The sequence below is a fragment of the Methylobacterium sp. E-012 genome (assembly GCF_057836545.1).
Genome location: NZ_JBYQEY010000001.1, coordinates 1,068,822 through 1,093,462, shown reverse-complemented (window position 1 = coordinate 1,093,462; position 24,641 = coordinate 1,068,822). Strand labels below are relative to the sequence as shown.

Genomic DNA, 24,641 nt, shown 5'->3' with positions numbered 1-24,641 from the left:
CGTGCGGGATCCCCGCGCCTGAACCATCCCCGGACCGGGACATAAACGAGACGACCTCAAACCGTCGGCAACAAACCGGAACCCGGCTGTTCAAAACACCTGTTCGGCGCCGTTCTAAAGTGGAACGCTATCCGATAATACTTGAGCGTCGAGCAATAATTTTAGGCTCAGTGCTCATCAGGCATCATATCTGCACATGGCGAGAGCATGAGCGACAGAGAGGCGCCGATACCCTTCGCAGCGCCGCGCTCGCGTTTGGTGAGCGTGTCCCCGGATCGATCGAAGTCGAGCGGATCGTGTTGCGCGACCGCGCCGACGGCCCGCGCTTCGGCGGCCCCGGATCGGATCGTGACGGGGCCGTCGCCGGGATCGATCGCCGCGACGCGTGGACCGGTTTGTCCCAACCTCCGCCAGGATGCCGAGCGCCGCCCGGGCAGAGGCAGGGCGGACTACACCACCTTCTCGGTGATCTGCTGAGGCGTCGGCCGCGTCTCCTGGAAGGAGGGCCGGCGTTCCATGCGATCGCTATAGGCGGCGAGACCCGGGTATTGCGCGCGCCACGGATAGTCCGGCCAGCGGACATCGAGATAGCCGACGACCGTTCCGGCCGCGATGTCCCCGACCCCGAAGCCGTCGCCGACCGCATAGTCACGGTCCCCGATCAGGCGGGCGATCTCGCGCACGCCGCCATCGACCTTGCGGCGCTGCCGGGCGATCCATTCCGGGCTCTGCCGCTCCTGCGCGCGCATCTGCTCGAAGAACATGAGCACGAACGCGTCACAGGTGCCGTCGCACAGCACCTCGAACTTGCGGGCGAGGAGCCGGCCGTCGACATCCGCCGGAACGAGCGGCGGCGTCGGGTACTTCGCCTCGATCCATTCCATGATGTAGTGCGATTCGTAGACGGCGCTGCCGTCCTCGAGGATGAGAACCGGCAGCTTCTCGAGGGGATTGTACTGCGGCGTCACCGACGTGCCGTGCCAGGGCACTTCGGTCTGCAGCTCGAAGGGGATGCCCTTCTCGGCGAGTGCGATCCGCACCTTGCGGGCATAGGGGCTCGGCGTCGCGCTGATCAGCTTCATCATGCCGGGATCCTGGGTTGGTTCATTCCGCGAGCGCCGGTGCGGTCGGTGCGGCCCGGCCGACGAAGGCCCCCCGCTGGTGATCGATCCGGGCCTGCGGACTCCTGTCGGTGATGGACACGAGGTAGCAGACGAGAAACGCGAGCGGCATCGTCACGATCGTCGGCGGATCGATCGGGAAGATCGGTGTCGCATAGCCGAGAACGCCGACCCAGACGGCCCGGCCCAGGATGGTGAACAGGAGGGCACTGGCGAGCCCGACGCACCCGCCCGTCACGGCCCCGCGCGTCGTGAGCCCGGGCCAGTACAGAACGAGGATCAGAAGCGGCAGCGTCGACGAGCAGGCGATGGAGAACGCTAAGCTCACCATGTAGGCGACGTTCTGGTTCTGGAACGCGATCCCGAGCCCGATCGCCACGATCCCCAGGACCACGGTCGCGTAGCGCGAGACCCGCACCTCCGCCGCATCGCCCGCTCCGGCCCGCCGGAACACGCTGGCATAGAGATCGTGCGACACCGCCGTCGCCCCGGCGAGCGTCAGGCCCGCCACGACGGCGAGGATCGTCGCGAAGGCGACGGCCGAGATGAACCCGAGCATCAGGTCGCCGCCGACCGCGTGCGAGAGATGGATCGCCGCCATATTCCCACCACCGGTCAGGCCGCCGGCGGCGTTCACATAGGCGGGGTTCTTGGCGACCAGGGCGAGGGCTCCGAATCCGATGATGAACACCAGGGCGAAGAAGTAGTTCATCCAGACCGAGGCCCAGAAGACGGAGACCCGGGCGGCGCGCGCATCGGGCACCGTGAAGAAGCGCATCAGGATGTGGGGGAGGCCGGCGGTCCCGAACATCAGCGCGAGGGCGAGGGAAATCGCCGAGACGGGATCGCGGGACAGGAATTGAGGCGTCAGGATCGCCTCACCGCGGGGGTGACGGGAGACCGCCTGCCGCAGCAGCGCGCCGTAATCGAAGCCGAAATGGGCCATCACGAGCAGAGCGACCGCCGTTCCGCCGATCAGGAACAGCACCGCTTTCGTGATCTGCACCCAGGTCGTGGCGACCATGCCGCCGAACAGGACGTAGCAGATCATCAGGAGCCCGACGATGAACTGCGCGTAGACGTAGTCGAGGCCGAGCAGAAGGCGGATGAGCTGGCCGCCGCCGACCATCTGGGCGATCAGGTAGAACGCGATCACCACGAGGGAGGCCGAGGCCGCGAAGATGCGGACCGGCTTCTCCTGAAGGCGCGTGCAGGCGACGTCGGTGAAGGTGAACCGGCCGAGCGCGCGCAACCGCTCCGCCATCAGGAAGACGACGATCGGCAGCCCCGTCGTGTAGCCGACCGCATAGATCAGGCCGTCGAACCCGTTGCCGTAGACGAGCCCGGCGAGCCCGAGGAAGGCGCCGGCCGAGATGAAGTCGCCGGCGATCGCGAGACCGTTCTGGAATCCCGTGATGCGTCCTCCGGCCGTGTAGAAGTCCGAGGCCGATCGGGTCCGCTGTGCCGCCCGGTAGGTGATGTACAGCGTGCCCATCACGACGGTCGTGAACAGCGCGATGGCGGTCAGGTTGAGGCCAGTCCCGGCACCGCCCGTCTGCGCGAGCGCCGGCGTCGGGATGAGGGCGGCCAGGCCGAACAGCCCGCGGCGTCCTGCCCAAGCCCTCACCGGATGCGCTCGCGGTTCGCGATCAGCACGTAGATGCCTGTCAGCGCGACGCCCAACGCGATGACGAAGAGACCATACGCGAAGGCGACGGTGACCGTGCCCCCATCGACGAGGGGCCGCGCCAGGACGGACGGCGCGAACGCGCCGAGCCCGACGAACCCGAAATAGAAGACCATCAGGATCGCGGTGAGGCCCAGGCCGAGCCGGGGACGCCCGATCCTGCCGCCCGCCTCGGAAGGCGGGGAAATCTGCACAGCCATGACGGTCTCCGGATGCGTCCCGGTCGAATCCGCAACTCGGATGCCAACCTGGACACCGCTCCGAGAAAGACCTTCGTGGCGATCAGCGGGTGCCGGAGATCCGCGCCCGAGACCCGTTGGCGCCGAACCCTGCGCCGGCCATCGCTTGAGCCCGTCGCGCCGGGCCGATCCAGCCGCGGCCAAGCGGTGGTCAGCCGCGGATCTGGGCCCGCGCCATGTCCCGGTCCCAGGTGGTCCGGGCCGCCGCGCGGGCGGCGCGGGCGGCGTTCGCGGTGGCCGTGGCGGCCTTGACGAGGGACGCCCGGGCAGCCGTTGCCGCTCGCCGCATCGCCGCCATGTCCGAGCGGACCGAGGCCCCGGCGGCCGCCTCGGAGGTCTGCACCGCCAGCCGGGTCGCCGCCACGGATGTCCGCGCGGCATCCGCGGCCTTCCGCATCGAGGCGTTCGCCGCCCTGCCCGCCGCCCTGTTGGCCGCGGCGATCTTGGTCTCGGCGCGATCGGCCGCCTCGGCGGCGTCGGTGGCGAGCTTGCCGATCATGTCGGCCGATCGCTTCGGGGCATCGGTCACCGCCGCCTTCGAGGCCTGCATCGCCAGCCGGGCCGCCTCACGGGCCGCGTCGGCGGCTTGGCTCGCCTCGCGCCCCGCCTCCCGCATCGTCGCGCTCGTGTTGCCCGGAGGCGTCATCGGCGTCTGCGCCCGGGCCGCCGGGATCGTCGCGAGGACGAGGAACGTCGTCGTCAGGATCGTGATCGTTCGCATGGGACAGTCCAATCGTGTCGTCGGGCGGGGTGGGCGGCGGTCTTCGGTCGATGCGCGGTTCAGTCCGTCCGCCGGATCTTCGCGGCCGCACTCCAGTAGGCGTCCGCCTTCGCGGTCTGCCGGGCGAACGGCTCCGCCGTCGTGAAGCGGCCCTCGATCATCCGCGGGGCCTGGTCCATGCCGTCCTTGCTGGTGTCGAGGACGAGGATGTTCAGGTTCGGCGAGACCTTGAACTGATCCCAGGGGACCGCGACGTGGCGCTCGCCCAGGCCGAAGATGCCGCCGCGGGCGACGACAAGGTAGGCGATCTTGCCGCCCTCGGGGCCCATGACGATGTCGTCGACGCTGCCGAGGGCCACGTTGCCGGGGTTGCGCACCTCGCTGCCGAGCAGGTCGTCCGAGCGGAAGGCGCGCGTCCGGGACGCGACCGGCTGGGCGAGGGCGAGTTCCTGCTTGCGGAACCCCAGGGCGTTGGCGATCCGGAGGTCACGGCCCTGCAGGTCCGTCTTATAGGCGTCGTAGCTCGCCCGGATCTGGACCAGCACGTCCTCGCACGGCTGCTGCTTGCCATGGCGCGCCAGGATGTCGGCGCCCGCGAGCAGGATCCGGACCTCGTATCCGGGGCGGGCATTCGCGTACCGCATCATCGCGGAGGCGGCGCCCATCGCCATGCCGGCGTCGGACCCCAGGCTGCCCGCCCAGTAGCCGCCGAGCGGATAGCCGTAGCCGTAGCCCGATCCGCCGAGCCAGTACCCGTCCTTCTCCATCTGGGCGTCGAAGGCCTTGAGATGATCGAGGCAGGCCTGAGCCGGCAGGGCCTCCGCGTCCGGGGCGGTCGCGGCCGCCGGATCGGCGCCCCGCTCGCCGGCGGCGCGCAACGGTGTCGTCAGGATCAGGGCCGCGCAGGCCCCGAGCGTCAGGGGGCGGATGAGATCGCGCATGGGGGTGCCTCGGCTCGAAGGGACGGACGCGGACGCGCGTCAGAGGATGGCGAGGTCGTTCTCGACGATGGCGACGCCCGGGCAGCCCCAGGCCGTGACGGCCGCGAGCCGGCGCTCGCCCTCGGTATGGACGCTGCCCGTCAGCCGGACCCGGTCGCCCTCCACATCGACTCCGACGCGCTTGGGATCGAAGAACCAGGAGCGCCCCAGGGCGCTGTGGATCCCTTCGGCGATGTGATTGGCGTTCGCGCGCGGCTTGATCGTGATCCCGTTCGAGAGGCCGACGACGCCGAGCAGCGACCGGACGTCGAGAGCCGCGGCGTCCTTCTGGAAGTTCCAGTCCACGGCCCCGTTCAGGGTGACCCAGCCGTCCTGGACCTGCGCCGTGATCGTGTCCGGAAGGATCGCGGCATCCCAGTCCAGGCGGTTGACGACGGCGGCCGCGATGTCCGCGTCGGTGCGGCGATGATCGAAGGGGAGGTCCACCCCGATCTCCCCGGCGATGGCCTTGACCCCGTTCACGCGGCGGGCGGCGGCCTCGGCGGCGTGCTTCTGCGCGAAGCTCGTGACCGCGCCGGTCAGCGTGACGATGCCGTCCTTCGCGCTCGCCCCGAGGGCCGTCTCGGTCACGCTCGGATCCCAGGCCAGCTCGGCCAGCACGTCGTGCGTCAGTTTCTCGTCGGGGCTCATGATGGCTCGCCTTCGTCGGTGCGATCCCGGCGGCGGATGGGCCGACGGATCCTGTCGAGGGCAAGCTAGCGTATCGAACAAATACATACGCCAATCAAATTTGATATTTCACTATGCACGATCGGATGATGAAATATTTCAACATCATCGGAAAGCTTTGATTCAGATCAAAGGGCAGTGACCGCCATCGGTCGATACATGGCGATTGATGTCCGTCCCGGCGCATCCGGCAACCTCGGCGCCCTGTCGGGATCGGACCGCGGATGGCCGCCAGGGCCGCATCATTGGTTGACGGCGCGTACGTCATCGGCGTCCGCCATCAGGGGCTGGAGCTTGTGGCCGAGCGCGCGGATGCTGTCGGTGATGTGGCTCAGCACCACCCGGATCCGCGGCGTGTCGCGGTTGTCCTTGTGGACGAGCAGCAGGATGTCGGCGCTCGGGGGTTCGGTCGGGACATTCAGCCGGATCAGCCGGGGCTCCTCGTCGCCGCGGAACCGCGCCAGGCAGGCCAGCCCGCCGCCATTGGCGGATGCCAGAACGGCGGCCTCGTGGCTGCTCGTCTGCAGCACCACCTGGGCGCGGGGGGCCATCTCGGTCAGCCAGGCCGACTGCGTCATCTCCTGGCTGTCCTCCAACTGCGTGATCAGGTGGTGGTCGGGGCACCCGTCGTCGAAGTCCGGCCCGCCGTGCGCCGCGAGATAGTCCGGCGCCGCGTAGAGACCGAAGGCGATGCCGCCGATGCGCCGCACGACGAGATCGTGCTGTTCCGGCTGGCGCATGCGGACGGAGATGTCCGCCTCGCGCATCGCCAGGCTCAGTTCCCGCGGGTTGGGGATGAGCTCGATCATGATATCGGGATGCAGCGCATGGAGCCCGGCGAAGCTCGGCGCCAGCAGGTGCGCCGCCATCGTCTCGGCGCAGGTCACCCGCACCAGCCCGCGCAGGCGGGTATCGCGCCCGGTGACGTCCCTTTCCAGGGCCAGGGTCTCCGCCTCCAGACGCTCCGCCCGCTCGCGCACCTCCTCGCCGGCGAGCGTGGGCACGTAGCCCTCGGGGGTGCGGTTGAGCAGGCGGACCGCCAGGGTCGCCTCCAGGGTGTTGAGGCGCCGCCCGACCGTCGACTGCGAGACATGCAGCACCTTGGCGGCCGCCGACAGGCTGCCGTGCCGCGCCAGGGCCAGGAAAAATCTCAGGTCATCCCAGTCTAGCATCCGCCGCGCCCCGCCATTTTTGAGCTTCCCTTCATCAAATTTGGTTGCCGACTCTCGCGAGTATAAGTCTAAACTACCGTTCGAGAGTTGCCTATCGATCAAATATTTCCGGCGGACGGAACGATCGCCATGGACAAGCAATCAGGGGACGGCATTCAATATGGCTAAGCTGCCTCTTGCACCCGAGAACCGGGCGCCGTCCCCCGTCGACAAACGCGCGCTCGACGTCGTCGTGGCGAAGGCCAAGGCGGACCCGGCCGCCGTGCGGACCCTGCGGTGCCGGACGGTGGCACAGGGGCGGCTGCACCAGCTCAACTACATCCGGAACCTGCCGCCGCAGCAGGTGATGGAGGACGAGCCCGAGGGACTGCTCGGCGAGAGCGTGGCCCCGAACGCGTCCGAGGCCCTGCTCGCGGCCCTCGGGTCGTGCCTGTCCATCGGCATCCACGCCAACGCCCTGGCGCAAGGCATCCCGATCCGGTCCCTCGAACTCAACGTCGAAGCCGACATCAACATGACGTCGGTCTGGGGCAGCGGCGATCTCCAGCCGAAGACCATCGGGTTCGAGACCATCCGGGTTGCCGTGACGATGGACGCCGATGCGTCGCGAAAGGCGCTGGCCGCGCTCATCAGGCATACGGTGCTGTGGTCGCCGGTGGCGAACACGCTCCACAACCCGGTCCATCTCGATGTCGCGCTCACGGCGGCCGTCGCCTAGCGCATACGCCGTCTCCGGAATCCGGTGGCCGCCGTCCGGGGCGATCCGGTCGGGCGGGGCCCAACATCGCGACGCCCTGACTGCGGGTGAAGACAGGGGACCGATCCCGTCATCACGCGGCCCCCAGTCCGGGCACGGCGCAAATCCGGGTGTCCGGTCGCCGGATTTGACTCCGTTCGTCGCCGCCGCAGGCACGTTGTCCCGATACGGAGCGGATGCGGGTCACCGAATGGTGGCGGAGGCGCCGCGGTGCCGTCATCGGCGGAGCATGCGACCAGACCGAACCCGAAGGACAGGCCCATGTCGACCCATTCACTGCCGGTCAGCCCAGGGATCCATCCGTATCGACCGCCCGCGTATCGGCCGGACGGCGTGGGCACGCTCCGTCGCGTCAGTTCGGCCACGGCCCTTCCGCTGGCGGAACGCGACGCGCTGGAGCCGCTGAGCCGGCGGGTCGCCCTCGACCAGAAGCAGACCCTGTACGGTCAGGACGAGCCCGCCGCCTCGGTCTACAACGTCACGTCCGGCGCCCTTCGCCTGTACCGCATCCTCACCGACGGACGACGCCAGGTCACCGGATTCGCCTTCCCCGGGGACTTCCTCGGGCTCTCCATGCTCGACCGTTTCTCGGTCTCCGCCGACGCCCTCGGCCCGGTGACGGCCTGCCGCTTCGAGCGGCTGGCCTTCATGGACCTGCTGCGCGGGCAACCGGGCCTGATGATGCACCTGCACGCGATCACCGGGCAGGAGTTGTCCCGGGCCAAGGACATGATGATGCTGCTCGGGCGGCGCACCGCGGAGGAGAGGATCGCCACCTTCCTGACGGGCCTGCAGGCGCGCTACGTCCGGATCGGGCGGTCCGCGGTCACCCTCGAATTGCCGATGGGCCGCCTCGATATCGCCGACCATCTCGGCCTGACCATCGAGACGGTGAGCCGGACCCTGTCCCGCCTCGACCGGGACGGCGCCATCCTGATCGTGCCGGGCGGCGTGCGCCTCATCGATCAGGGCCGCCTCGACCGGCTGTCGGCACAGTGATCCCCTCGGTCGCAGCGCGCCGGAGGCCGGGCCCGCTCACGGGGACGGCGGCCGGGCCGGCGGCCGCTTGATGTCGCGCCACCGGGATATCGCGCCCGTCTCCGCGGGTCCTTGGGCGCTTCCCGCCGCGGCGGGATCCTCCGGTCGGATCTCGCTGGGCACGATGTCCCGCGCGGGCGGCATGTTCGGGCCGCTGGAACCGGCCTGAGGCCCGTCGGCGGGGGCCGCCTGAGCCATCGCGCCGACGAGGACCGCCCCGAGGGCGGCGAACGTGGTCGTCAGTGATCTTGCCATCGCGGGTTCGTCCTTCCCGGGTCGTCGGCCGCGTTCGGCCGCCCCGGTGCGCGATGCAGCATGGGCGCGTGGCCGGTCCCGGACTTTGCGTTGGATCAAGGACGGGGCCCGCCCGGTCATTAGGGTTCGGTGGCCAGGACGGACGGCCAGGACGCACGGCCCGAACCGAGGCCGCGACGGCCCCCCTCACCGTCCCGGCACACCGGACGCAGCCGATCCCCGAAGCCCCAGCGGCGACGGGGCGCCGTCCTCCTCGATCCAGGACCGCATCATGACCATGGACAAGACTCTGCAGACCAACGTCATCGCCGAGCTCGGCTGGGAGCCGAGCGTCACCGCCGCGCATATCGGCGTCACCGCCAAGGACGGCATCGTCACCCTCACCGGCCACGTCCAGAACTACATGGAGAAATACGCCGCCGAGCGGGCCGCCGGCCGCGTCAAGGGCGTGCGCGCCGTCGCCGAGGAGATCGAGGTCCGCCTGCCGGACCATGCCAGGCGGAACGACGACGAGATCGCGGTCGCCCTGCTGCAGCGCCTGGACTGGAACGTCTCGATTCCCGACGGGGCGGTCCAGGCCAAGGTCGAGAAGGGCTGGGTCACCCTCACCGGCACGGTCGACTGGCAGTACCAGAAGGAAGCGGCGCAGCACGACATCCGCGGGATGCTCGGCGTGGTCGGGATCTCCAACTGGATCGCGATCAAGGCCCGGCCCAGCGCGGTGAATATCGGCGCGGACATCACCAAGGCCCTGCACCGGAGCTGGTACGACCCGAAGACCATCGCGGTCAGCGCCGAGGGCGGCGTGGTCCATCTGAGCGGGACGGTGGACACCTGGTACGACCGGCAGATGGCCGGATGGACCGCCTGGGGCGCGCCCGGGGCCACCACGGTCGAGAACGACATCCGCGTCGTCTGATACCGGGCCTCGATGAGCCCGGCTCATCGAGGCCCGCCCACGCGACGGCGCGGCGGCGGCGATCCGCCGGGCCTCACCGATCCCCGCCAGGGGTCGGGATCGGTGGGGCTGAGCCAGCCGCGCACCGCGACCTACCGGGCGGTCCGAGCCGATCGGCCCGGTACGGCCTCCCTCAGGAGCCCCAACGTGATGATGCACGCCCGGATACACGGCCACGACCGGACCACCCTCGCCCTGATCTTCAACCACCCGACCAGCGAGAACCTGGAATGGCGGGAGGTCGTGGCCTTCGTCGACAGGATCGGGACCAGCGAGGAAAAGCCGGACGGGAACTGGAGCCTGAGCCTCGGCGGGCGGGCGTGGACCTTCCCCCAGCCGCCGCACAAGGACATGGATCCCCGCGAGGTCGAACGGCTGAGGCACCTGATGGAGGAGGCCGGCCTGTCGGCGCATTCCACGGAATTGATGGCGCCCGGCCCGGCCGCGGCCGAGAACGACGCCCTGATCGTGATCGATCATCACGAGGCGCGGATCTATCGCCTCGACCCCGAGACCGTGGGCAAGACGGCCGAGACCACGCTCCGGCCCTACGATCCCCACGGCTACATCCACCACCTCGCCCACAAGGAAGGCGGGACCTACCCCGGCCAGCGCGCCCCGGAGAACATGGCCTTCTACGACGGGATCGTCGCGTCGGTCCGGGATGCGCCGCGCATCGCCATCGTCGGCCACGGCACCGGCAAGAGCAGCGCCATGTCGGTCCTGTCGCGCCGCCTCGGCGAGCACCATCACGCGACGCAGGGCCGCGTCGTGGCGACCGCGAATGTCGACCTCTCGGCGGCGACCGACGGACAGTTGCTGGCGCTGGGGCGCACGATGCTGAACCGGGACGCAGGGTCATGACCGCAGGCGTCTCCACCGCCCCCGAGGGCGCCCTGACGCTGGCGGAGGCCAGCGCGGTCGTCGCGCAAGCCATCGCGGAGGCCCGTCGCCTCGGGCTCGCCGTGAGCGTCGCCGTCTGCGGCGGCCAGGGCCGCCTCGTCGCCTTCGCGAAGATGGACGGCGCGGGCTGCTTGACCGCGCGCGGGGCCATCGGGAAGGCCGTGGCCTCGGCGCTCTCGGGCGAGCCGAGCGAGGTCCTGCGCGCGCCCGGGGAGGCCGTCTGGAGCTCCTTCGTCGAGGCCGAAGGGACAGCGGCCCTCCACGAACGCGGCGGCGTGCCCTTGAGACGGGACGGCGCCCTGATCGGCGCCGTCGGCGTCTTCGGGGAGGCATCCCGGGACCAGGATCTCGCCTGCGCGACCGCCGGCAGCGGCGCCCTGCGGTCCACCGCGCCTGCGCCGGAAGGGCGGGGTCACACCGCCGTCACGGAGCGCCCCGTCGTCACGAACGACGCCCGCGGGATCGGCGGCCCCGAACCGGACCACGGGGCTGCCGGCGTCGCGGCGGGTCGCCCGGCCGATCCTCACAACGGGGCACGGCTCGAACCCGTCCTCATCCGAACGTAGCCCGCGATCACGCCAGGTGAGGAAAGTCTCCGATGTTCTTGCGCTGCCTGCTCGTCCCGACCGCCCCGGGTCTCGACCCGACCCGTCGGCTGGAGGCCGCCCTTCGTCTCAGCCGGCGCCTCCATGCCCATATCGGCGTGCGTTTCATCGCGCCCGGTCTGGACCATATGCTCGCCGGCTTCGCGAGCCTCGCCCCCCTCGACGGTGCGAGCCTCGAGGCCGTCCAACAGGGCGTGCGCGAGGCGGCGGCCGACGGCAAGGCGGCTCTGCAGGCGTGGTGCGCGCGGGCGGAGGTGCCGTTCCATGGGAAGTCCGAGCGCCTCGACGCCACCTTCGTGACCTGGGCCGAGCTCAGCGGCGAGGTCGAACCCCTCCTGACGCTGGCCGGGCGCGTCAACGACCTGGTCATCGTCGACCGGCCCGATCCGAAGCTGCCCTTCACCGGCCGTGCGCTCGACACCGCGCTGTTCTCGGTCGGGCGGCCGACGCTGATGGTCGGCGAGACCGTCCCGTACGACCTGCTGAACCATGTCGTGATCGCCTGGAACGGCAGCTTGGAGGCGACGCGCTTGATCGGCCAGTCCATCGACCTGCTGCACGAGGCCGCGCGCGTCACGGTCGTGCATGCAAGGACCGAACGCTCCGACGAGGCGCGGGCCGCGGACCTGTGCGGGTACCTGAGCTGGCACGGGGTCGTGGCCGAGGCCGCCAGTCTGGCGATCGAGGACGGAGCCCCGGTCGGCGCCGCGATCCTGGCCGAGGCCGAGCGACGGGGCGCCTCCATGCTCGCCCTGGGCGCCTACACCCACAGCCGCGTGCGCGAATTCCTGCTCGGCGGCGTCACCCGGCACGTCGTCGAGAACGCGGGCATGCCCGTGCTGATGGCCCACTGACGCGGAGAGACGGCGCGGCTTCTCGACCGCCGCCCGATCGCTCGAACGAGGCCGCGACCGTTCCGGTTACCGGCTTCGTCCCTCCGGTTGACCGGGGGCATCGCCGGACTCGCGCGCCGCCGCCAAGGTCCCGTCCGCGATCCGGTCCCGGATGTGGTCCGGTTCCTGTCGGATCGCCACGGCGAGGTGACCGAGCGCCCGCCGCATGCCGCTCATCCGGTCGACGAGGTCGAGGATCAGGTCGATCCCTTCGGCGTTCACGCCGAAATCCCGGTCCAGGTCCTGGATGAGCTGCGCCCGGCCGAGGTCGATCTCGCGGAACGTCCAGCGTCCCTCGGTCTCTCCGGGGATGAGCCAGCCGGTCTCGACCCAGGCGAGCAGAGCCTCGGTCTCGACCCCGGCGCGGGCCAGGAACTCACGCATCTCCATCATCGCGCGTCCTCGCTTTGGCGGGTCTCGGGATGGTCCGCGCTCCCCCATCGGGAGACGAAGTCCTGTAGTTCCACATCCGGCTCGGCCGGCAGGGTCAGCCGCAGCGTGACGTACGCGTCGCCAGGGGCGCCGCCGCTACGGACCATGCCCTTGCCCTTCAGGCGGAGCACGGCGCCGGCGTTGCTCCACTTGGGAACCGTCATGGAAACCGGACCGGACGGCATCGGCACGCTGACCCTGCCGCCGAGGACCGCGTCGCGGAGCGAGAGCGGCAGCGCGACATGGATGTCTTCGCCCTCCAGCTTGAACACCGGGTGGGGACGGACCTCGATCGCGATCAGGGCGTCGCCGGGCGGCCCTTTTCCGATGCCGGGCTCGCCCTTGCCGCGCAGGCGCAGCGTCTGCCCCGTCCGCGTCCCGGGCGGGATCGTGACGTCGAGGGCTGGACCGTCCGGGAGCGTCAGCGTGCGCGTCCCGCCGTTGAACGCCTCCAGGAAATCGAGATCCAGCCGATACCGGGCGTCGGCACCTGCTCGATTGGAGTCGGCGCGGCCAGCGCGACCGAACATCTGCGCGAAGATGTCCTCGCCGTCGAAATCCCCGAAACCCGCATCGCCGCCATACGGATGGCCGCCGTCGCGCTCGGCCTGCGCGCGGTAATACGGCTGCCGCGGCCGCTCCGCGCCGGACGCGTCGATCTCGCCACGGTCGAACTGGGCGCGCTTGGCGGGATCGTTCAGCAGATCATAGGCGGTCGCAACCGTCTTGAAGGCCGCCTCGGCTTGTTCATTGCCCGGGTTCAGGTCGGGATGCAGCTTCTTGGCGAGCTTGCGATAGGCCTTGCGCAGGGCCGCCTCGGAGACGTCCCGCGTCACGCCGAGGATCTTGTACGGATCGTCGCTCACTGCGGAGTCCTCCGGCTCGGGATGATCTCTGGACCGACCCGGGCCTGTCAGCCCGGCGTGCCGCCGCCGGATCGCACCTTGGCGACACTCACCCGGGCCGGTCTGAGGAGCCGGTCATGGAGGGTGAAGCCGTCCTCCATGACGTCGAGGACGATCCCCGGCGGGTGGATCGCATCCTCGATCTCGCGCATCGCCTCATGGGCCTTTGGATCGAAGGGCATCCCGAGGGCCGGGATCCGGTGGATGCCGAAGCGTTCGAGGGTGCCGGTCAGCATCCGCTCGGTCGCCCCGACGCCTTCGAGCAGGGACGCGTGGGCCGCCGGACCGACGCCCTGGCCGCTCATGGCCGCCGCGACCGCCCGGCCGAGGTTGTCGACGACCGGAAGAAGCGCGCCCGCGAGACCCTGGACGGCGAATTTCTTCGCCTCCTCGACACGCCGCTCGCCCCGCCGCCGGACGTTCTCGGTCTCGGCGAGCGCCCGCATCAGGCGATCCTGCAGGGATGCGTTCTCGGCCTGGAGGGCCGCGAGATCCGCGGCCTCCGAAGCGGGCGACATGGCCTCGGTCGGGGGCTCCGCGATCGGGCCGGTCATGCCGCCGGCCGGTGGCGGGTGTCGCCGCCCGGCGCCTCCTCGAATTCCGCGTCGACGATCTCCGGGTCGGAAGACGGCGCCTTCGGTGCGGCCCCGGTCTCGCCCAGCCGGGACGCCGCCTGGGTCAAGCGCTCGGTCGCCGTCCTGATGCGCGCGAGGTCGCCGGCCTGGATCGCCGCCTTCGCGGCCGTGACGGCGGTCTCGACCTCGGCCTTCACATCGGCGGCCACATGGCCCTCAGCATCCTTCAGGCTCTTCTCGGTGGTGTAGATCGCGACATCCGCCTGATTGCCGGCCTCGACCAGCTCCTTGCGCACCTTGTCGGCGCCGGCATGGGTCTCGGCCTCGCGCACGAGCCGCTGGATCGCCGCCTCGTCCAACCCGCCGGACGCCTCGATGCGGATCGTCTGCTCCTTCCCGCTCGCCTTGTCCTTGGCCGCGACGTTGACGATGCCGTTGGCGTCGATGTCGAAGGTCACCTCGATCTGCGGCTGCCCCCGGGGCGCCGGCGGGATGCCGACAAGGTCGAACTGGCCGAGCATCTTGTTGTCGGCCGCCATCTCGCGCTCGCCCTGGAACACCCGGATCGTCACCGCCGGCTGGGCGTCGGCGGCGGTCGAGAAGGTCTGGCTCCGCTTGGTCGGGATCGTGGTGTTGCGCTCGATCAGCCGGGTCAGCACGCCACCGAGGGTCTCGATGCCGAGGGAGAGCGGGGTGACGTCGAGGAGCAGCACGTCGCTGACGTCGCCCTGGAGCACGCCGGCCTGGATCGCCGCGCCGATGGCCACGACCTCGTCGGGGTTCACGCCCTTGTGCGGCTCGCGTCCGAACAGGGCCTGCACGGTCTCCTGGACCTTCGGCATCCGGGTCTGGCCGCCGACGAGGACGACCTCGTCGATCTGCGACACGTCGAGGTTCGCGTCCTTGAACGCCGCCCGGCACGGCGCCGTCGTCCGCTCGATCAGGTCGGCGACCAGGGCTTCGAGCTTGGCGCGGCTGAGCTTGATCGCGAGGTGCTTGGGCCCGTTCTGATCGGCCGTGACGAAGGGCAGGTTCACCTCGGTCTGGGTGGCCGAGGACAGCTCGATCTTGGCCTTCTCGGCGGCGTCCTTGAGGCGCTGCAGCGCGAGGCGGTCCTTGCGCAGGTCGATGCCGCTCTCCTTGCGGAACTCGTCGACGAGATAGTCGACGATGCGGTTGTCGAAATCCTCGCCGCCCAGGAAGGTGTCCCCGTTGGTGGATTTCACCTCGAACACGCCGTCGCCGATCTCGAGGAACGAGACGTCGAAGGTGCCGCCGCCGAGGTCGTAGACGCCGACCCTGCCGCTGCCCTTCTTGTCGAGCCCGTAGGCCAGAGCGGCCGCCGTGGGCTCGTTGATCATGCGCAGCACCTCCAGGCCGGCGATGCGGCCGGCATCCTTGGTGGCCTGGCGCTGCGCGTCGTTGAAATAGGCCGGCACGGTGATGACCGCCTTGGTTACCTTCTCGCCGAGGAAGGCCTCGGCGGTCTCCTTCATCTTCGTCAGGATGTAGGCGCTGATCTGGCTCGGGCTGTAGGTCTTGCCCCGGACCTCGACCCAGGCGTCGCCGTTGGGGCCGGGCACGATCGTGTAGCCGACCATGGCCTTGTCCTTCTCGGTCAGCGGGTCGTCGTAGCGGCGGCCGATCAGGCGCTTGATCGCCGAGATGGTGTTCTCCGGGTTGGTGATGCCCTGGCGCTTGGCCGGCTGCCCGACCAGCACCTCGCCGCCCTCCGTGAAGGCGACGATCGACGGCGTGGTCCTGCCGCCTTCCGCGTTCTCGATGACCTGCGCCTTCGCCCCGTCGAGGACGGCGACGCAGGAATTGGTGGTGCCGAGGTCGATGCCGATGGCCTTGGACATGGTGGTCTCCGCAGTGTCTGTGGTCAGGGTTGCCGGTGCCGGCGCGTTTCGGCATGGGCGTCGAAGGTCTCGAAGGGTCAGGCTCGAAGGCCGGTCGGGGGAAGGCTTGAGCGGGGCCGTCGCGACGGCCGATCCGGCGGGGCGCGACCCATGTCGGTTGCGGCTTGCGCGGGGCCCGGAGACGGATGCGGAACCCGGCTCGCCGTGCGCGGGCCCGACACGCCGGCCCCGCCATCGTCCGCCCAGGTCTCGCGCTGGAACCGCTCGATGGGCGTCAGGCGCTCGGATGGGGATGTCATGTCCGGTCCTCCCTGCATCGTGCCGGGCCGCGGGCGGCGGTCGCTCTCAGCGCGCGGGAACCGGACCGATGCCGGCCGCCCCCGGCACCGCAGCGTCGGGGCCGCGGTCGGATTTCGGGGCGGTCAGGGCCCCGGTCGTGTCCGGAGCCGCTTCGCCGCAGGTACAAGCGAAGGTCTCATCTCCGGCTTCGGAAACATCGTCCGGATCGGCCTGACGGTTCGAACCGCCGGGCAGGATCGAGCCCGCGGCGTCCGCACCCGGCGCCGTGATGCGGCAGGTGCAGTCCAGGGCCTGCTCACGGGCCGGCGCCGCGTTCCGCACCGAGCCGGGATTGTTCGCGCTGTTGACGGCATCATCCGGCAGAGTGGCCTGAGCGAAACCGGACCCGGTGATCGCCGCTGCGAACACGGCCGAAAGGATCAGAACGGACAGTCGCATCGGAGATTTCCTTCGTCCGATGGGGCTCACAAATCTGCATCCATCGCGACATATCTATGCATTTCATCGCAATGGAGGTCTTTGTCTTGGATCAAAGACGGTGGGAGCTCGTCCAATATTCTCAAGACCGCGCCTGAAGAGCGCGGTTTCTCGTGTCCACGGGCATCACGGTGGCGCGGGCGCGTCGAACAAGCGCTGGCAGGCAAGTTCTGGACAGCGCGTCACTGCATGGCCCACGCCGACGCCCCCCGCCACGGCCCGAAGGCCTATCTCGTCGGCGGCGGCCGTCTACCAGGGCAAGTTCGATCCCCGCATCCTGTTGACGGCTTACCGGGCCCTGCACGATCGGCAGGCCACCGGGGTCTCCCGCGCGGATCTCGGCAGACCGGCGGCCTGAGCCGCACGGGCCGACGATCCTGACCCGGTCGGCGCGCCGGCGGTCGGGATGACGGCCGGATGCCCCGAGGCGTCGCGGCGGTTGCGGTGGATCAAGGACGTCACCGGTGCGGCTGCTTAGGGTCGCCGAATGCCGGGCCATCCCCCCCCTCACGGCGCGGACGGCAAAGGAGCCTCCGCCGGGGGTTCAGGGTCATCCGCGCCCCGCATCGTCACGGAGACCACCATGTCCCACGACACAACCCTCCAGCACGCCGTCACGGCCGAACTCATCTGGGATCCCCAGGTGACCTCCTCCGAGATCGGCGTGACCGCCAAGGACGGGGTCGTCGCCCTGTCCGGCCAGGTCGGCACCTACGACGAGAAGATGGCCGCCGAGGCCGCCGCCCGCCGGATCCGGGGCGTGCAGGCGATCGTCCAGGAGATCGAGGTGACGGTGCCGTTCGCGCTGAAACGGTCCGACGCGGACATCGCGGCGACGGCCGTCGCCCGCCTCGCCTGGAACGTGGCCGTGCCGCCGGACTGCATCTCGGTGAAGGTCTCGAAGGGCGTCATCACCCTGACCGGGGAGGTCGACCAACACTTCCAGTCCAAGGCCGCCGAGCGGGAGCTTCGTCAGATCTCCGGCGTCGTGGCGGTGAACAACGACATCACCGTTCGGCCCCAGGTCGACGTCTCGGCGGTCAGCGACAACATCAGTGAGGCGCTGGATCGCTCGTGGCTGTTCGATCCGAAGACCGTGACCGTCACCGCCGACGGTGGGACCGTCCATCTCGGCGGGACCGTCCGCACGATGCAGGAGCGCCGCGCGGCGGTGGGGGCGGCCTGGGCCTCCCCGGGCACCACGGCCGTCGACAACCTCATCAGCGTCGTCTGACGGGCGCACCCCCTGCCGGATCGCACGTGCCGGCAGGGCGACCTTCGACCAGGACAGGGAAACCGACCATGACCAGACCCGATCACGAGCACGGCCAATCCTCGGATGCCGGGGCCGGCGGCAGCGACGACGGACGCCGCATTGAGGGGGCTGCCGACGAGATCTTCGCGCGCGCCCAGGACGCGGTCCGCGACGTCGCCGACCGGGCCACGCACCTGGCGCAGGATAGCCTGGCCCGCGGACGGGCCGGTGTCAGGCGGGCCGAACAAGCGAGCCAGGGCGACCCGCTCAACGGACGCGCGCGCGGTGGGGCGTCGCCGCTGGCCACCGCGTTGGCCGTCGGGGCGATGGGCTATGCCATCGCGACCCTGATCCAGGGGGCTTCGCGCAAGCGTCGCCCCGCCCCCCGGACGGCGTTGCCGGCGGCCCCCGCGGCATAGGCGCCGCGCCGTCGCGCCCGCGGGCGCGACGGCGGGCGTCAGGGCTTCGTCCTCACGCCGCGTGATCGGCGCAGGATTCGCCAGCCGGAAGATACAGGCCCCGATGGCGGCACAGACCGTCGCTGCTCTTCACGGAGGCGAAGGCCGAGCTCATGGCGGCGAGGTTGCCGAACAGGCGCTCCAGCCTGTGCGGATCGGTCTCGAAATGCACGCAGGTCCCGCAGCGGCGCCCCTCGCGCGCGGCCCAGCGCAGGCCGGCCACTGTGCGCCGCCAGCGGGGGGCGCTCACTTCGCCAGCTCCGCCCAGTAGGTGCCGAAGACCAGGACCGACATCACGAAGCCGACGATGAGGTTCACCGCGACGCCGGCCGTGAAGGCGATCGCCGGCCGCCCGCCCGCCGGGGCGAAGTCGCGGAAGCGCGTCGTCAGCCCGATCGACAGGAAGCTGAACGTGAAGGCCCAGATCCGCAGGCTGGTGATGGGGGCGATCAGGGCCGGCTTCACCCGCGCGTTGTAATCCGCGAACGAGATCCCCCGCGTCACGGCGGTGACCAGGAGCGAGGCGATCAGGAACCCGACCACGAATTTCGGGAAGCGCCACCAGATCTGGCCGACCTCCACCGGGCCTGTCGTGCCCTCGCGCTCCCAGTAGGTCACCGAGATGATCGACAGGACGAGGGCCCAGATGCCGATCCAGACATCGCGCCCGACCACCTTGATCAGCGTATAGGCCCAGACGGCCTGATCGGCCGTGCCGGCGATGCCCGTCGCCGGACCGGCGAGGCCGCCATAGGCCTGCGCCGCGGCGAAGCCCGCCGCATCGGCGAATTCCGAGGTGCCGATCCACGCCCCCCCGACCCCGGCCGGGAGGCCCAGAGCCCGGGACACCAGCGGCAGCAGGAAGATCAGCACGATCGCCCAGAGCACGACGAGCGTGATCGCGATCGGCGGATCCTCCTTGCGGGCGCGCACGGCCCCGGCGACGGCGATCGCCGCCGAGACGCCGCAGACCGCGCCGCCGGCCCCCAGCGTCGCGGCCAGCCGATGGTCGAGGCCGAGCCTGCGCGCCACGAAGAAGATGACCAGGAAGGTCAGGATCGAGACGATCGACGCCTGCAGGATCGCCACCGGGCCCGCCCAGAGGATCAGCGTGAACGGCAGCGTCGCGCCGAGCAGGACGATGCCGAGCTTCACGTAGAACTCGACGCGGAACGCCGCCGACAGGGCGGCCGGCAGGCCGGTCGTGTTGGCGATCACCAGCCCGATGAAGAGGGCGATCAGCGGTGGTTCGAGGTTGTAGGTCTGCGCCTTGTCCCAGGCGCCGAGGGTGAAGATCGCGAAGGACAGGAGATAGACCAGCACGAAGGAGGCCAGGAAGGCCCCCGGGCGCAGGCCGATGACGGCGAGGGCGATCGTGAAGACGGCGGCGAAGGCCACGAACTGGACGGCGTAGCGGACGGCATCGGCCGCAAGCTGCGCCCGGAGTTGATCCAGCGTCGACCATTTGGCCGGCGCCGCGGCGATCCAGCCGATGCTGGTTCCCTGGGCGAACGCCGCGTAGGCGATCAGCACGGTGGCCAGGCCGACCCAGACGGCCCACCAATCCTCCTTGCGCCACAACTCGTTCCACCCGCCCCCGTGTTTCGAGGACACCGGCTCGGTTGCGGCCGGTATCGCAGCGTCCCCACCCATCTCGACCCTTTCACACATCCAGCGCCCGAGACCCCGTGCCCGGCCGGACCGGCCGCGCATCCCGCCGCCACGTCGGCACTGAGGGAGACCCCCCGGGCGCGCTGTCTCGACTGCGCGTTGCGGTATGCCCGTCCACGGCGCGGGACGCTACGGCCCCGCGGCGTTGGCGAGCGCCTGCTGCGGCTCGGCGAGGAACAGGGACCGCAGCCGCGCCGCCGATTCGGGGGGCGGCAGCGCGAGGGCGCGCGTCGCATCGGCGATCCGGGCCTCGCAATCCTGCGATCGGGCGACGCTCGGAACCGTGACACCCGGGCTCGTGACCGCCGGGCTCGTGACCGCCGGGATCGTGGCGGGGACCACCCCTTGGCCCGGCGCCGCCCCTTGGCCCGGCAGCGCCCCTTGGCCCGGCAGCGCCCCTTGGCCCGGCAGCGCCCCCTGCGTCCGGGCGAGGAGCGGCGCCAGCCCGAACCCGGAGGGTCCCTCGGCGCGGAGCCGCGCGTCGAGCGTCACGAGATCGCCGGCCAGGAGCGCCGTGCAGGTGGCCGCGCCCCGCGTGCCGGTGATCCGCATCATCGCCAGCACCCGGCGCCCCAGCGCCCGGACGACCCCGTCGTCGGCCGCTCGGAAGCGCCGCCGCAGATAGGCGCCGGCCAGCCGGCTCAGGCCCGCCCGCGCCTCCGCCTCCGGCCGCCCGGCCGCGTAGCTGTCCCGGTACCACCGGGCGATGGGATCGAGTCCCGCCGCCCCGGCCTGCCGCAGGATCGGCAGGGCCCGCAGGATCGCCGCGCGGGCCCCGGCCTCGCTCGGATCCGCGTCGAGGGTCGAATCGGGGAAGCGGTCGGGGCCGACGACCTCGGTCACGACGCCGGCCGCGCGGAGTTCCGCCGCCGCGGGCATCCAGATCCCGGCCGGGGGCACCGCCAGGGCCCGCGCCACGAAGGCCCGCGGCAGGCCGGCGGCGCGGTAGGCCGCCCGCTCCGGCGCGGAATCGACCGGGTGCATCCGGCCATGGGCGCCGATCTCGTAGGGCGCGTGGAAGCCGAGCCGGCCACCGACCGCGAGGGAGCGCGCCCGCCCGCGGACGAAGATCAGCGTGCAGGCCGAGGCGCAGGCATCGGGCACGTAGGTGGCGAGCCCGCGTGCCGCCACGAGCGCCCCGATCGCCGCACCCTCCTCGACCAGCCCGCCGTCGCTGGTGAGGTGGAGGCGGGCGATCTGCGGATGCGCGGCGAGGATCTCGGCGACCCGCGCGGCCACGCCCTCCGTGAGGTCGCCGGCGAGGCGCAGGTCCCGGCCATCCGGTCCGACCGTGAGCCGGGCCGGGATCTCCGGCCCGTCCGCCGCGACGGACGCGCGGCGGTTCTTCGACAGGGGCCCGGCGACAACCGGGCCGGCGGCGAGCGCCAGGGCGAGGACGCAAGCCGCCCTCCCCGTCCGGCGCCGCCACCCGCGGGGGATGACCGACATGACAGGTTTCCATCGTTCGGGAGCGGGATTGCCGGCGCGGCCGGCCGCGGCGCGTCTACTGGAGGTAGGCGACGAACATCTCGGCGACGGCCCGGGACGCGTAATCCTCCGGGCTCTCGCCCCGGCGGACGGGAAAGGCCTCCGCCACCCGGCGGCCGGCGAGGATCCGGGCCACCTCGTCGGGCATCAGGCCGTCGTCGAAGGCGGTCGCGAGGGCGGCGCGTTCGTAGGCGGGATGGGAGCGGACGCTCCGGTACAGGGTTCGGCCGAGGGACGCGGCCGGTTCGGCCTGCGCGGCGCTCAAGTCAGATCGGGTGTTCCGGGTCGTCTCATAGGTCTGCATCGCTGGTCGCCTTCCGTGCCTGATGTCGTGCGCTCTCCGCCTCCTGGACGCGGCAACACGGCAGACACGGCACAGTCGTCAGGGCGATCCGATCCTTGCTGGCGACCACGGCACACCTCATTCGGCGCTGCGTCGACTTCGCGTCGACACCGTCAATCTAGATGCCGATGCCGAGAATGTGCTGCCAAATCGGCGATAACCTGCAGCGCAGGTTGTTCGCCGAAGGCGCGTCCCGGAGCATAAGATACGGTCCGGCCGGGGCCTGAACCCGCCCTCCGGCTCACCCGCGGCCGACGGCCCGGCGGCGAGCGGTCTGGGCGGGGTGGCGTTCGGGCAGCCGGTCGCCCTCCCCGAACAGCTTGTTCCGGTGCGACCCGTCCGCATACGCGGTCTTGTAGAGCCCCCGGTCCTGCAATTCCGGGATCACGATGTCGATGAAGTCGGAGAAGCTCTCCGGGGCGACGATGCGGCTGAGGTTGAACCCGTCGACCTCGCCCTCCTCGATCCAGGCCTGAAGCTCGTCGGCGATCGACACCGCGTCGCCCGCCAGCACCGCGTAGCGCCCGCCGAGATCCAGCTCCCCCAGGAGGTCGCGCTTGGTCAGGCCGCGCTTGGCGGCGGCCGCGGTGGCGGACTGGATGGCGTTGCCCGGGCCGTAGGGGATCGGCTCGTCGAGGCCATAACGCGCGAAATCGATCCCCGTGGACGCGGAGAAATGCGCCAGGCCCGCCTCCGGGTTGGCGTAGCGCCGGTACTCGGCGCGTTTCTCCGCGGCCTCGGCCCGGCTCCGGCCCGGGATGACCGCGAGGCCGACGAACACCTTGATGTCGTCCGGCCGGCGCCCCGCCGCCACCGCCTCGGCCCGGAGCGCGCGCACGGCCTCCCGGGCGGCGCCCCGGTCGCGGGCGGAGATGAACACGCACTCGGCATGGCGCCCCGCGAAGGCCCGGCCGCGGCCCGAGGCGCCCGCCTGGTAGAGGACCGGGGTCCGCTGCACCGACGGCTCGGACAGGTGATAGCCCTCGACATCGAAGAACTCGCCGTGGTGCGAGACCGGCCGGATATGGGCCGGATCGCTGAACACCCGGGCCTCCCGGTCCCGGCGCACGGCCGCGTCGTCCCAGCTGCCCTCCCAGAGCTTGTAGAGGACCTCGAGATACTCGTCGGCATAGTCGTAGCGCCGGTCATGGGCGGGCAGGCTGCCGCCGCTCTGGCCGCGATGGGCGCTGTCGAGATAGCCGGTGACGATGTTCCAGCCGATCCGGCCGCCGGTCAGGTGATCGAGGGTCGAGAGGCGCCGGGCGAAGGTGTAGGGCGCCTCGGTATGGACGTTGACCGTCACGCCGAAGCCGAGATGCGCGGTCACCGCCGCCATGGCGGGCACCAGCAGGCTCGGATCGTTGACCGGGAGTTGCACCGCCTCCCGGGCGGTGACGGCGATGCCGCCGCCGTAGATGTCGTAGACGCCGCTGATGTCGGCGATGAACAGGCCGTCGAACAGGCCGCGCTCCAGCAGCTTCGCCTGGTCGGTCCAGTACCGCAGGGTGTTGTACTCCGAGGACCGGTCGCGCGGATGGGTCCACAGGCCGTGGTTGATGTGGCCGACGCAGTTCATGGTGAACGCGTTCAGCCGGATCTGCTTTCTGGCGGCCATCAGAGGGCTCCGTGCCGGGGCGGCAGCCGGCCGTCGAGGTGGTAGGCGCCGATCCAATGGTATTTCCACCGCACCGGATCGTGCAGGGTGTGGGTGCGGACGTTGCGCCAGTAGCGGTCCAGCGCCTCGGCCCGGTCGGTGGCGGAGGTGCCGCCGAGTTCGAGCAGCGTGTTGGCGGCGCGCAGCCCGGCCCGGTGGCTCGCGGCCCGGGCCTCCGCCACCGCCACGGAGGCCGCCGCGACGCTGTCCGCGTCGGGTTCGGCCTGCGCGGCATCGACGAAGCGGCCGGCCCGCTCCAGCAGGGCATCGGCGGCGGCGAGCCGCACCCGCACGTCGCCGAGCGCGTGGAGGGTCAGCGGATCCTCACTGGCGCGGGCGACGCCGGCATCGATCCAGGGCCGGGCCCGATCCCTGACAAAGGGCAGCGTCGCCGCGAAGGCGCCCTGGCCGATGCCGAGATCGATCCCGGCGTGCAGGATCTGCGCGAAGGGGCCGATGGCGGTGGGGCGGTCCATCGAGGCCTGGAACGGCACCACCCAATCCGGCTCCACCCGAACGCGGTCGAACACGACCGAGCCCGAGCCGGTGAGCCGCTGGCCGAACCCGTCCCAATCGTCGACCAGCGTCACGCCGGGGGCGTCCCGGGGGATGAACACCAGACAGGCGACCGCCCTGCCCTCCTCCTCGGCATTGACCATCGTGGGGATGCGGTGGGCGAACAGCGAGCCGGTGCAGTAGTATTTGCGCCCCTCCACGAACCAGCCGGCGGGATCGCGCACGAGCCGCGTGCGGCGGCTGTGGTCCCGCGGGCCGATCTCGGCAAGCGCGTTGCCGAACCGCTCGCCGGCCAGGACCCGCCCGTAGAGGTCCTGCTTCTGCGCCGCGGTGCCGCCGTTGCGGAGCACTTCGAGGGCGTAGAAGTGGTTCTGCGGGATCTGGCCGATCGACCCGTCCGCCGCCGCGATGATCGCGATCACCTGCGCCACCGTGGCGGCGCTCACCCCGGGGCCGCCGTAGTCCCGGGGCACCGTGATCGCCCAGAGGCCGGTCCCGGTGAAGCGCTCGATCTCCGCGAAGGGTAGCGTCCGGTCGAGGTCGCGGGTGGCGGCATCGACGGCCAGGTCCTCGGCCAGCGCCCGGGCGGCCGCGAGGGCGGCGGCATCGTCGGCGAGGACCGGCACCGGACGCGGCCGCTCGGGCAGCCGGGGGAAGGCGGATTCGTGCGCCTGAAGCGGCATGGC

At 71.0% G+C, this 24,641-nt stretch carries 27 protein-coding genes; 8 read left to right on the top strand and 19 right to left on the bottom strand.

Features of this window, described 5'->3' with window-relative positions; genetic code table 11:
• Positions 1–449: 449 nt before the first annotated feature.
• The 7 genes from AC3IF1_RS05195 to AC3IF1_RS05165 form a co-directional block, all read right to left on the bottom strand.
• On the bottom strand, positions 450–1,085 hold the full coding sequence (locus tag AC3IF1_RS05195) for a glutathione S-transferase family protein (protein ID WP_489216293.1): 636 nt from the start codon (positions 1,083–1,085) through the stop codon (positions 450–452).
• Between the two features lie 19 nt (positions 1,086–1,104).
• Positions 1,105–2,748, bottom strand: a complete 1,644-nt coding sequence (actP, locus tag AC3IF1_RS05190) for a cation/acetate symporter ActP (RefSeq protein ID WP_489216291.1) — start codon at positions 2,746–2,748, stop codon at positions 1,105–1,107.
• On the bottom strand, positions 2,745–3,008 hold the full coding sequence (locus AC3IF1_RS05185) for a DUF485 domain-containing protein (RefSeq protein WP_489216289.1): 264 nt from the start codon (positions 3,006–3,008) through the stop codon (positions 2,745–2,747). Before AC3IF1_RS05185 ends, actP begins: the two co-directional genes overlap by 4 nt.
• Positions 3,009–3,198: 190 nt before the next feature.
• Complete coding sequence (locus tag AC3IF1_RS05180; protein WP_489216287.1) at positions 3,199–3,768, bottom strand: hypothetical protein; 570 nt, start codon at positions 3,766–3,768, stop codon at positions 3,199–3,201.
• A gap of 59 nt (positions 3,769–3,827) precedes the next feature.
• Entirely contained in the window at positions 3,828–4,709 is an 882-nt protein-coding gene (locus AC3IF1_RS05175) for a PRC-barrel domain-containing protein (RefSeq protein ID WP_489216285.1), read from the bottom strand.
• A 39-nt stretch (positions 4,710–4,748) separates the two neighbouring features.
• Positions 4,749–5,399, bottom strand: a complete 651-nt coding sequence (locus tag AC3IF1_RS05170; RefSeq protein WP_243971779.1) for a BON domain-containing protein — start codon at positions 5,397–5,399, stop codon at positions 4,749–4,751.
• 281 nt (positions 5,400–5,680) lie between these two features.
• The gene (locus AC3IF1_RS05165; protein ID WP_489216282.1) at positions 5,681–6,610 is read right to left on the bottom strand and encodes a LysR family transcriptional regulator; all 930 of its coding nucleotides are present in this window, start codon (positions 6,608–6,610) and stop codon (positions 5,681–5,683) included.
• Positions 6,611–6,770: 160 nt separating this feature from the next.
• On the opposite strand from AC3IF1_RS05165, the gene AC3IF1_RS05160 reads away from it, so the two are divergent.
• Both AC3IF1_RS05160 and AC3IF1_RS05155 read left to right on the top strand, forming a co-directional pair.
• The gene (locus tag AC3IF1_RS05160; RefSeq protein WP_243971783.1) at positions 6,771–7,328 is read left to right on the top strand and encodes an OsmC family protein; all 558 of its coding nucleotides are present in this window, start codon (positions 6,771–6,773) and stop codon (positions 7,326–7,328) included.
• A 300-nt stretch (positions 7,329–7,628) separates the two neighbouring features.
• Positions 7,629–8,366: a cyclic nucleotide-binding domain-containing protein gene (locus AC3IF1_RS05155; protein ID WP_243971785.1), complete on the top strand. Its 738-nt coding sequence runs from the start codon at positions 7,629–7,631 to the stop codon at positions 8,364–8,366.
• Between the two features lie 36 nt (positions 8,367–8,402).
• Here AC3IF1_RS05155 and AC3IF1_RS05150 read toward each other — a convergent pair whose 3' ends face one another.
• Positions 8,403–8,660 carry a hypothetical protein gene (locus AC3IF1_RS05150; RefSeq protein ID WP_489216280.1) on the bottom strand — a complete coding sequence of 86 codons (258 nt, stop codon included), beginning with the start codon at positions 8,658–8,660 and terminating at the stop codon, positions 8,403–8,405.
• Positions 8,661–8,931: 271 nt separating this feature from the next.
• On the opposite strand from AC3IF1_RS05150, the gene AC3IF1_RS05145 reads away from it, so the two are divergent.
• The 4 genes from AC3IF1_RS05145 (at position 8,932) to AC3IF1_RS05130 (ending at position 11,980) form a co-directional block, all read left to right on the top strand.
• On the top strand, positions 8,932–9,579 hold the full coding sequence (locus tag AC3IF1_RS05145) for a BON domain-containing protein (RefSeq protein ID WP_243971787.1): 648 nt from the start codon (positions 8,932–8,934) through the stop codon (positions 9,577–9,579).
• A 189-nt stretch (positions 9,580–9,768) separates the two neighbouring features.
• Positions 9,769–10,482: a hypothetical protein gene (locus AC3IF1_RS05140; RefSeq protein WP_489216278.1), complete on the top strand. Its 714-nt coding sequence runs from the start codon at positions 9,769–9,771 to the stop codon at positions 10,480–10,482.
• Positions 10,479–11,087 carry a GlcG/HbpS family heme-binding protein gene (locus AC3IF1_RS05135; protein ID WP_489216276.1) on the top strand — a complete coding sequence of 203 codons (609 nt, stop codon included), beginning with the start codon at positions 10,479–10,481 and terminating at the stop codon, positions 11,085–11,087. Before AC3IF1_RS05140 ends, AC3IF1_RS05135 begins: the two co-directional genes overlap by 4 nt.
• Before the next feature lie 32 nt (positions 11,088–11,119).
• Positions 11,120–11,980, top strand: coding sequence for a universal stress protein (locus tag AC3IF1_RS05130; RefSeq protein ID WP_489216274.1), 861 nt, complete (start codon positions 11,120–11,122; stop codon positions 11,978–11,980).
• A 66-nt stretch (positions 11,981–12,046) separates the two neighbouring features.
• On the opposite strand, the gene AC3IF1_RS05125 is transcribed toward AC3IF1_RS05130, so the two are convergent.
• The 5 genes from AC3IF1_RS05125 to AC3IF1_RS05105 all read right to left on the bottom strand — a co-directional run bounded on the left by AC3IF1_RS05125 (position 12,047) and on the right by AC3IF1_RS05105 (position 16,531).
• Positions 12,047–12,412, bottom strand: a complete 366-nt coding sequence (locus tag AC3IF1_RS05125) for a chaperone modulator CbpM (RefSeq protein WP_489216272.1) — start codon at positions 12,410–12,412, stop codon at positions 12,047–12,049.
• On the bottom strand, positions 12,409–13,317 hold the full coding sequence (locus AC3IF1_RS05120) for a DnaJ C-terminal domain-containing protein (protein ID WP_489216270.1): 909 nt from the start codon (positions 13,315–13,317) through the stop codon (positions 12,409–12,411). The genes AC3IF1_RS05125 and AC3IF1_RS05120 overlap by 4 nt, the downstream gene beginning before the upstream one ends.
• Positions 13,318–13,364: 47 nt before the next feature.
• Positions 13,365–13,910 carry a nucleotide exchange factor GrpE gene (locus tag AC3IF1_RS05115; protein WP_489216268.1) on the bottom strand — a complete coding sequence of 182 codons (546 nt, stop codon included), beginning with the start codon at positions 13,908–13,910 and terminating at the stop codon, positions 13,365–13,367.
• Positions 13,907–15,793 (bottom strand): molecular chaperone DnaK, encoded by a 1,887-nt coding sequence (gene dnaK, locus AC3IF1_RS05110; RefSeq protein WP_489216266.1) that lies wholly within the window; start codon positions 15,791–15,793, stop codon positions 13,907–13,909. The genes AC3IF1_RS05115 and dnaK overlap by 4 nt, the downstream gene beginning before the upstream one ends.
• A gap of 345 nt (positions 15,794–16,138) precedes the next feature.
• Positions 16,139–16,531, bottom strand: a complete 393-nt coding sequence (locus tag AC3IF1_RS05105) for a hypothetical protein (protein WP_489216264.1) — start codon at positions 16,529–16,531, stop codon at positions 16,139–16,141.
• A gap of 622 nt (positions 16,532–17,153) precedes the next feature.
• On the opposite strand from AC3IF1_RS05105, the gene AC3IF1_RS05100 reads away from it, so the two are divergent.
• Complete coding sequence (locus AC3IF1_RS05100; protein WP_243971805.1) at positions 17,154–17,804, top strand: BON domain-containing protein; 651 nt, start codon at positions 17,154–17,156, stop codon at positions 17,802–17,804.
• Positions 17,805–17,872: 68 nt separating this feature from the next.
• Positions 17,873–18,244, top strand: coding sequence for a hypothetical protein (locus tag AC3IF1_RS05095; RefSeq protein ID WP_489216262.1), 372 nt, complete (start codon positions 17,873–17,875; stop codon positions 18,242–18,244).
• 52 nt (positions 18,245–18,296) lie between these two features.
• Here the strand turns inward: AC3IF1_RS05095 and AC3IF1_RS05090 are convergent, their stop codons facing one another.
• The 6 genes from AC3IF1_RS05090 to AC3IF1_RS05065 form a co-directional block, all read right to left on the bottom strand.
• Positions 18,297–18,533 carry a hypothetical protein gene (locus tag AC3IF1_RS05090; RefSeq protein WP_489216260.1) on the bottom strand — a complete coding sequence of 79 codons (237 nt, stop codon included), beginning with the start codon at positions 18,531–18,533 and terminating at the stop codon, positions 18,297–18,299.
• Positions 18,530–19,897: a YeiH family protein gene (locus AC3IF1_RS05085; protein ID WP_489216258.1), complete on the bottom strand. Its 1,368-nt coding sequence runs from the start codon at positions 19,895–19,897 to the stop codon at positions 18,530–18,532. Before AC3IF1_RS05085 ends, AC3IF1_RS05090 begins: the two co-directional genes overlap by 4 nt.
• A 186-nt stretch (positions 19,898–20,083) precedes the next feature.
• Positions 20,084–21,403 carry a hypothetical protein gene (locus AC3IF1_RS05080; RefSeq protein ID WP_489216256.1) on the bottom strand — a complete coding sequence of 440 codons (1,320 nt, stop codon included), beginning with the start codon at positions 21,401–21,403 and terminating at the stop codon, positions 20,084–20,086.
• A gap of 55 nt (positions 21,404–21,458) precedes the next feature.
• Entirely contained in the window at positions 21,459–21,746 is a 288-nt protein-coding gene (locus tag AC3IF1_RS05075) for a hypothetical protein (RefSeq protein ID WP_243971814.1), read from the bottom strand.
• A gap of 280 nt (positions 21,747–22,026) precedes the next feature.
• Positions 22,027–23,400, bottom strand: coding sequence for an LLM class flavin-dependent oxidoreductase (locus AC3IF1_RS05070; RefSeq protein WP_489216254.1), 1,374 nt, complete (start codon positions 23,398–23,400; stop codon positions 22,027–22,029).
• Positions 23,400–24,638, bottom strand: coding sequence for an SfnB family sulfur acquisition oxidoreductase (locus tag AC3IF1_RS05065; protein WP_489216252.1), 1,239 nt, complete (start codon positions 24,636–24,638; stop codon positions 23,400–23,402). Before AC3IF1_RS05065 ends, AC3IF1_RS05070 begins: the two co-directional genes overlap by 1 nt.
• Positions 24,639–24,641: the final 3 nt, after the last annotated feature.

Bases quoted from the DNA above. Each gene is read 5' to 3' on its own strand.
- AC3IF1_RS05155 (WP_243971785.1), top strand. From the start codon at position 7,629: ATGTCGACCCATTCACTGCCGGTCAGCCCAGGGATCCATCCGTATCGA.
- AC3IF1_RS05130 (WP_489216274.1), top strand. From the start codon at position 11,120: ATGTTCTTGCGCTGCCTGCTCGTCCCGACCGCCCCGGGTCTCGACCCG.
- AC3IF1_RS05075 (WP_243971814.1), bottom strand. From the start codon at position 21,746: ATGCAGACCTATGAGACGACCCGGAACACCCGATCTGACTTGAGCGCC.
- AC3IF1_RS05140 (WP_489216278.1), top strand. From the start codon at position 9,769: ATGATGCACGCCCGGATACACGGCCACGACCGGACCACCCTCGCCCTG.
- AC3IF1_RS05145 (WP_243971787.1), top strand. From the start codon at position 8,932: ATGACCATGGACAAGACTCTGCAGACCAACGTCATCGCCGAGCTCGGC.
- AC3IF1_RS05175 (WP_489216285.1), bottom strand. From the start codon at position 4,709: ATGCGCGATCTCATCCGCCCCCTGACGCTCGGGGCCTGCGCGGCCCTG.
- AC3IF1_RS05080 (WP_489216256.1), bottom strand. From the start codon at position 21,403: ATGTCGGTCATCCCCCGCGGGTGGCGGCGCCGGACGGGGAGGGCGGCT.
- AC3IF1_RS05150 (WP_489216280.1), bottom strand. From the start codon at position 8,660: ATGGCAAGATCACTGACGACCACGTTCGCCGCCCTCGGGGCGGTCCTC.
- AC3IF1_RS05100 (WP_243971805.1), top strand. From the start codon at position 17,154: ATGTCCCACGACACAACCCTCCAGCACGCCGTCACGGCCGAACTCATC.
- AC3IF1_RS05065 (WP_489216252.1), bottom strand. From the start codon at position 24,638: ATGCCGCTTCAGGCGCACGAATCCGCCTTCCCCCGGCTGCCCGAGCGG.
- AC3IF1_RS05125 (WP_489216272.1), bottom strand. From the start codon at position 12,412: ATGATGGAGATGCGTGAGTTCCTGGCCCGCGCCGGGGTCGAGACCGAG.
- AC3IF1_RS05165 (WP_489216282.1), bottom strand. From the start codon at position 6,610: ATGCTAGACTGGGATGACCTGAGATTTTTCCTGGCCCTGGCGCGGCAC.
- AC3IF1_RS05105 (WP_489216264.1), bottom strand. From the start codon at position 16,531: ATGCGACTGTCCGTTCTGATCCTTTCGGCCGTGTTCGCAGCGGCGATC.
- AC3IF1_RS05115 (WP_489216268.1), bottom strand. From the start codon at position 13,910: ATGACCGGCCCGATCGCGGAGCCCCCGACCGAGGCCATGTCGCCCGCT.
- AC3IF1_RS05160 (WP_243971783.1), top strand. From the start codon at position 6,771: ATGGCTAAGCTGCCTCTTGCACCCGAGAACCGGGCGCCGTCCCCCGTC.
- AC3IF1_RS05135 (WP_489216276.1), top strand. From the start codon at position 10,479: ATGACCGCAGGCGTCTCCACCGCCCCCGAGGGCGCCCTGACGCTGGCG.
- AC3IF1_RS05195 (WP_489216293.1), bottom strand. From the start codon at position 1,085: ATGATGAAGCTGATCAGCGCGACGCCGAGCCCCTATGCCCGCAAGGTG.
- AC3IF1_RS05180 (WP_489216287.1), bottom strand. From the start codon at position 3,768: ATGCGAACGATCACGATCCTGACGACGACGTTCCTCGTCCTCGCGACG.
- AC3IF1_RS05095 (WP_489216262.1), top strand. From the start codon at position 17,873: ATGACCAGACCCGATCACGAGCACGGCCAATCCTCGGATGCCGGGGCC.
- AC3IF1_RS05185 (WP_489216289.1), bottom strand. From the start codon at position 3,008: ATGGCTGTGCAGATTTCCCCGCCTTCCGAGGCGGGCGGCAGGATCGGG.
- AC3IF1_RS05070 (WP_489216254.1), bottom strand. From the start codon at position 23,400: ATGGCCGCCAGAAAGCAGATCCGGCTGAACGCGTTCACCATGAACTGC.
- AC3IF1_RS05170 (WP_243971779.1), bottom strand. From the start codon at position 5,399: ATGAGCCCCGACGAGAAACTGACGCACGACGTGCTGGCCGAGCTGGCC.
- dnaK (WP_489216266.1), bottom strand. From the start codon at position 15,793: ATGTCCAAGGCCATCGGCATCGACCTCGGCACCACCAATTCCTGCGTC.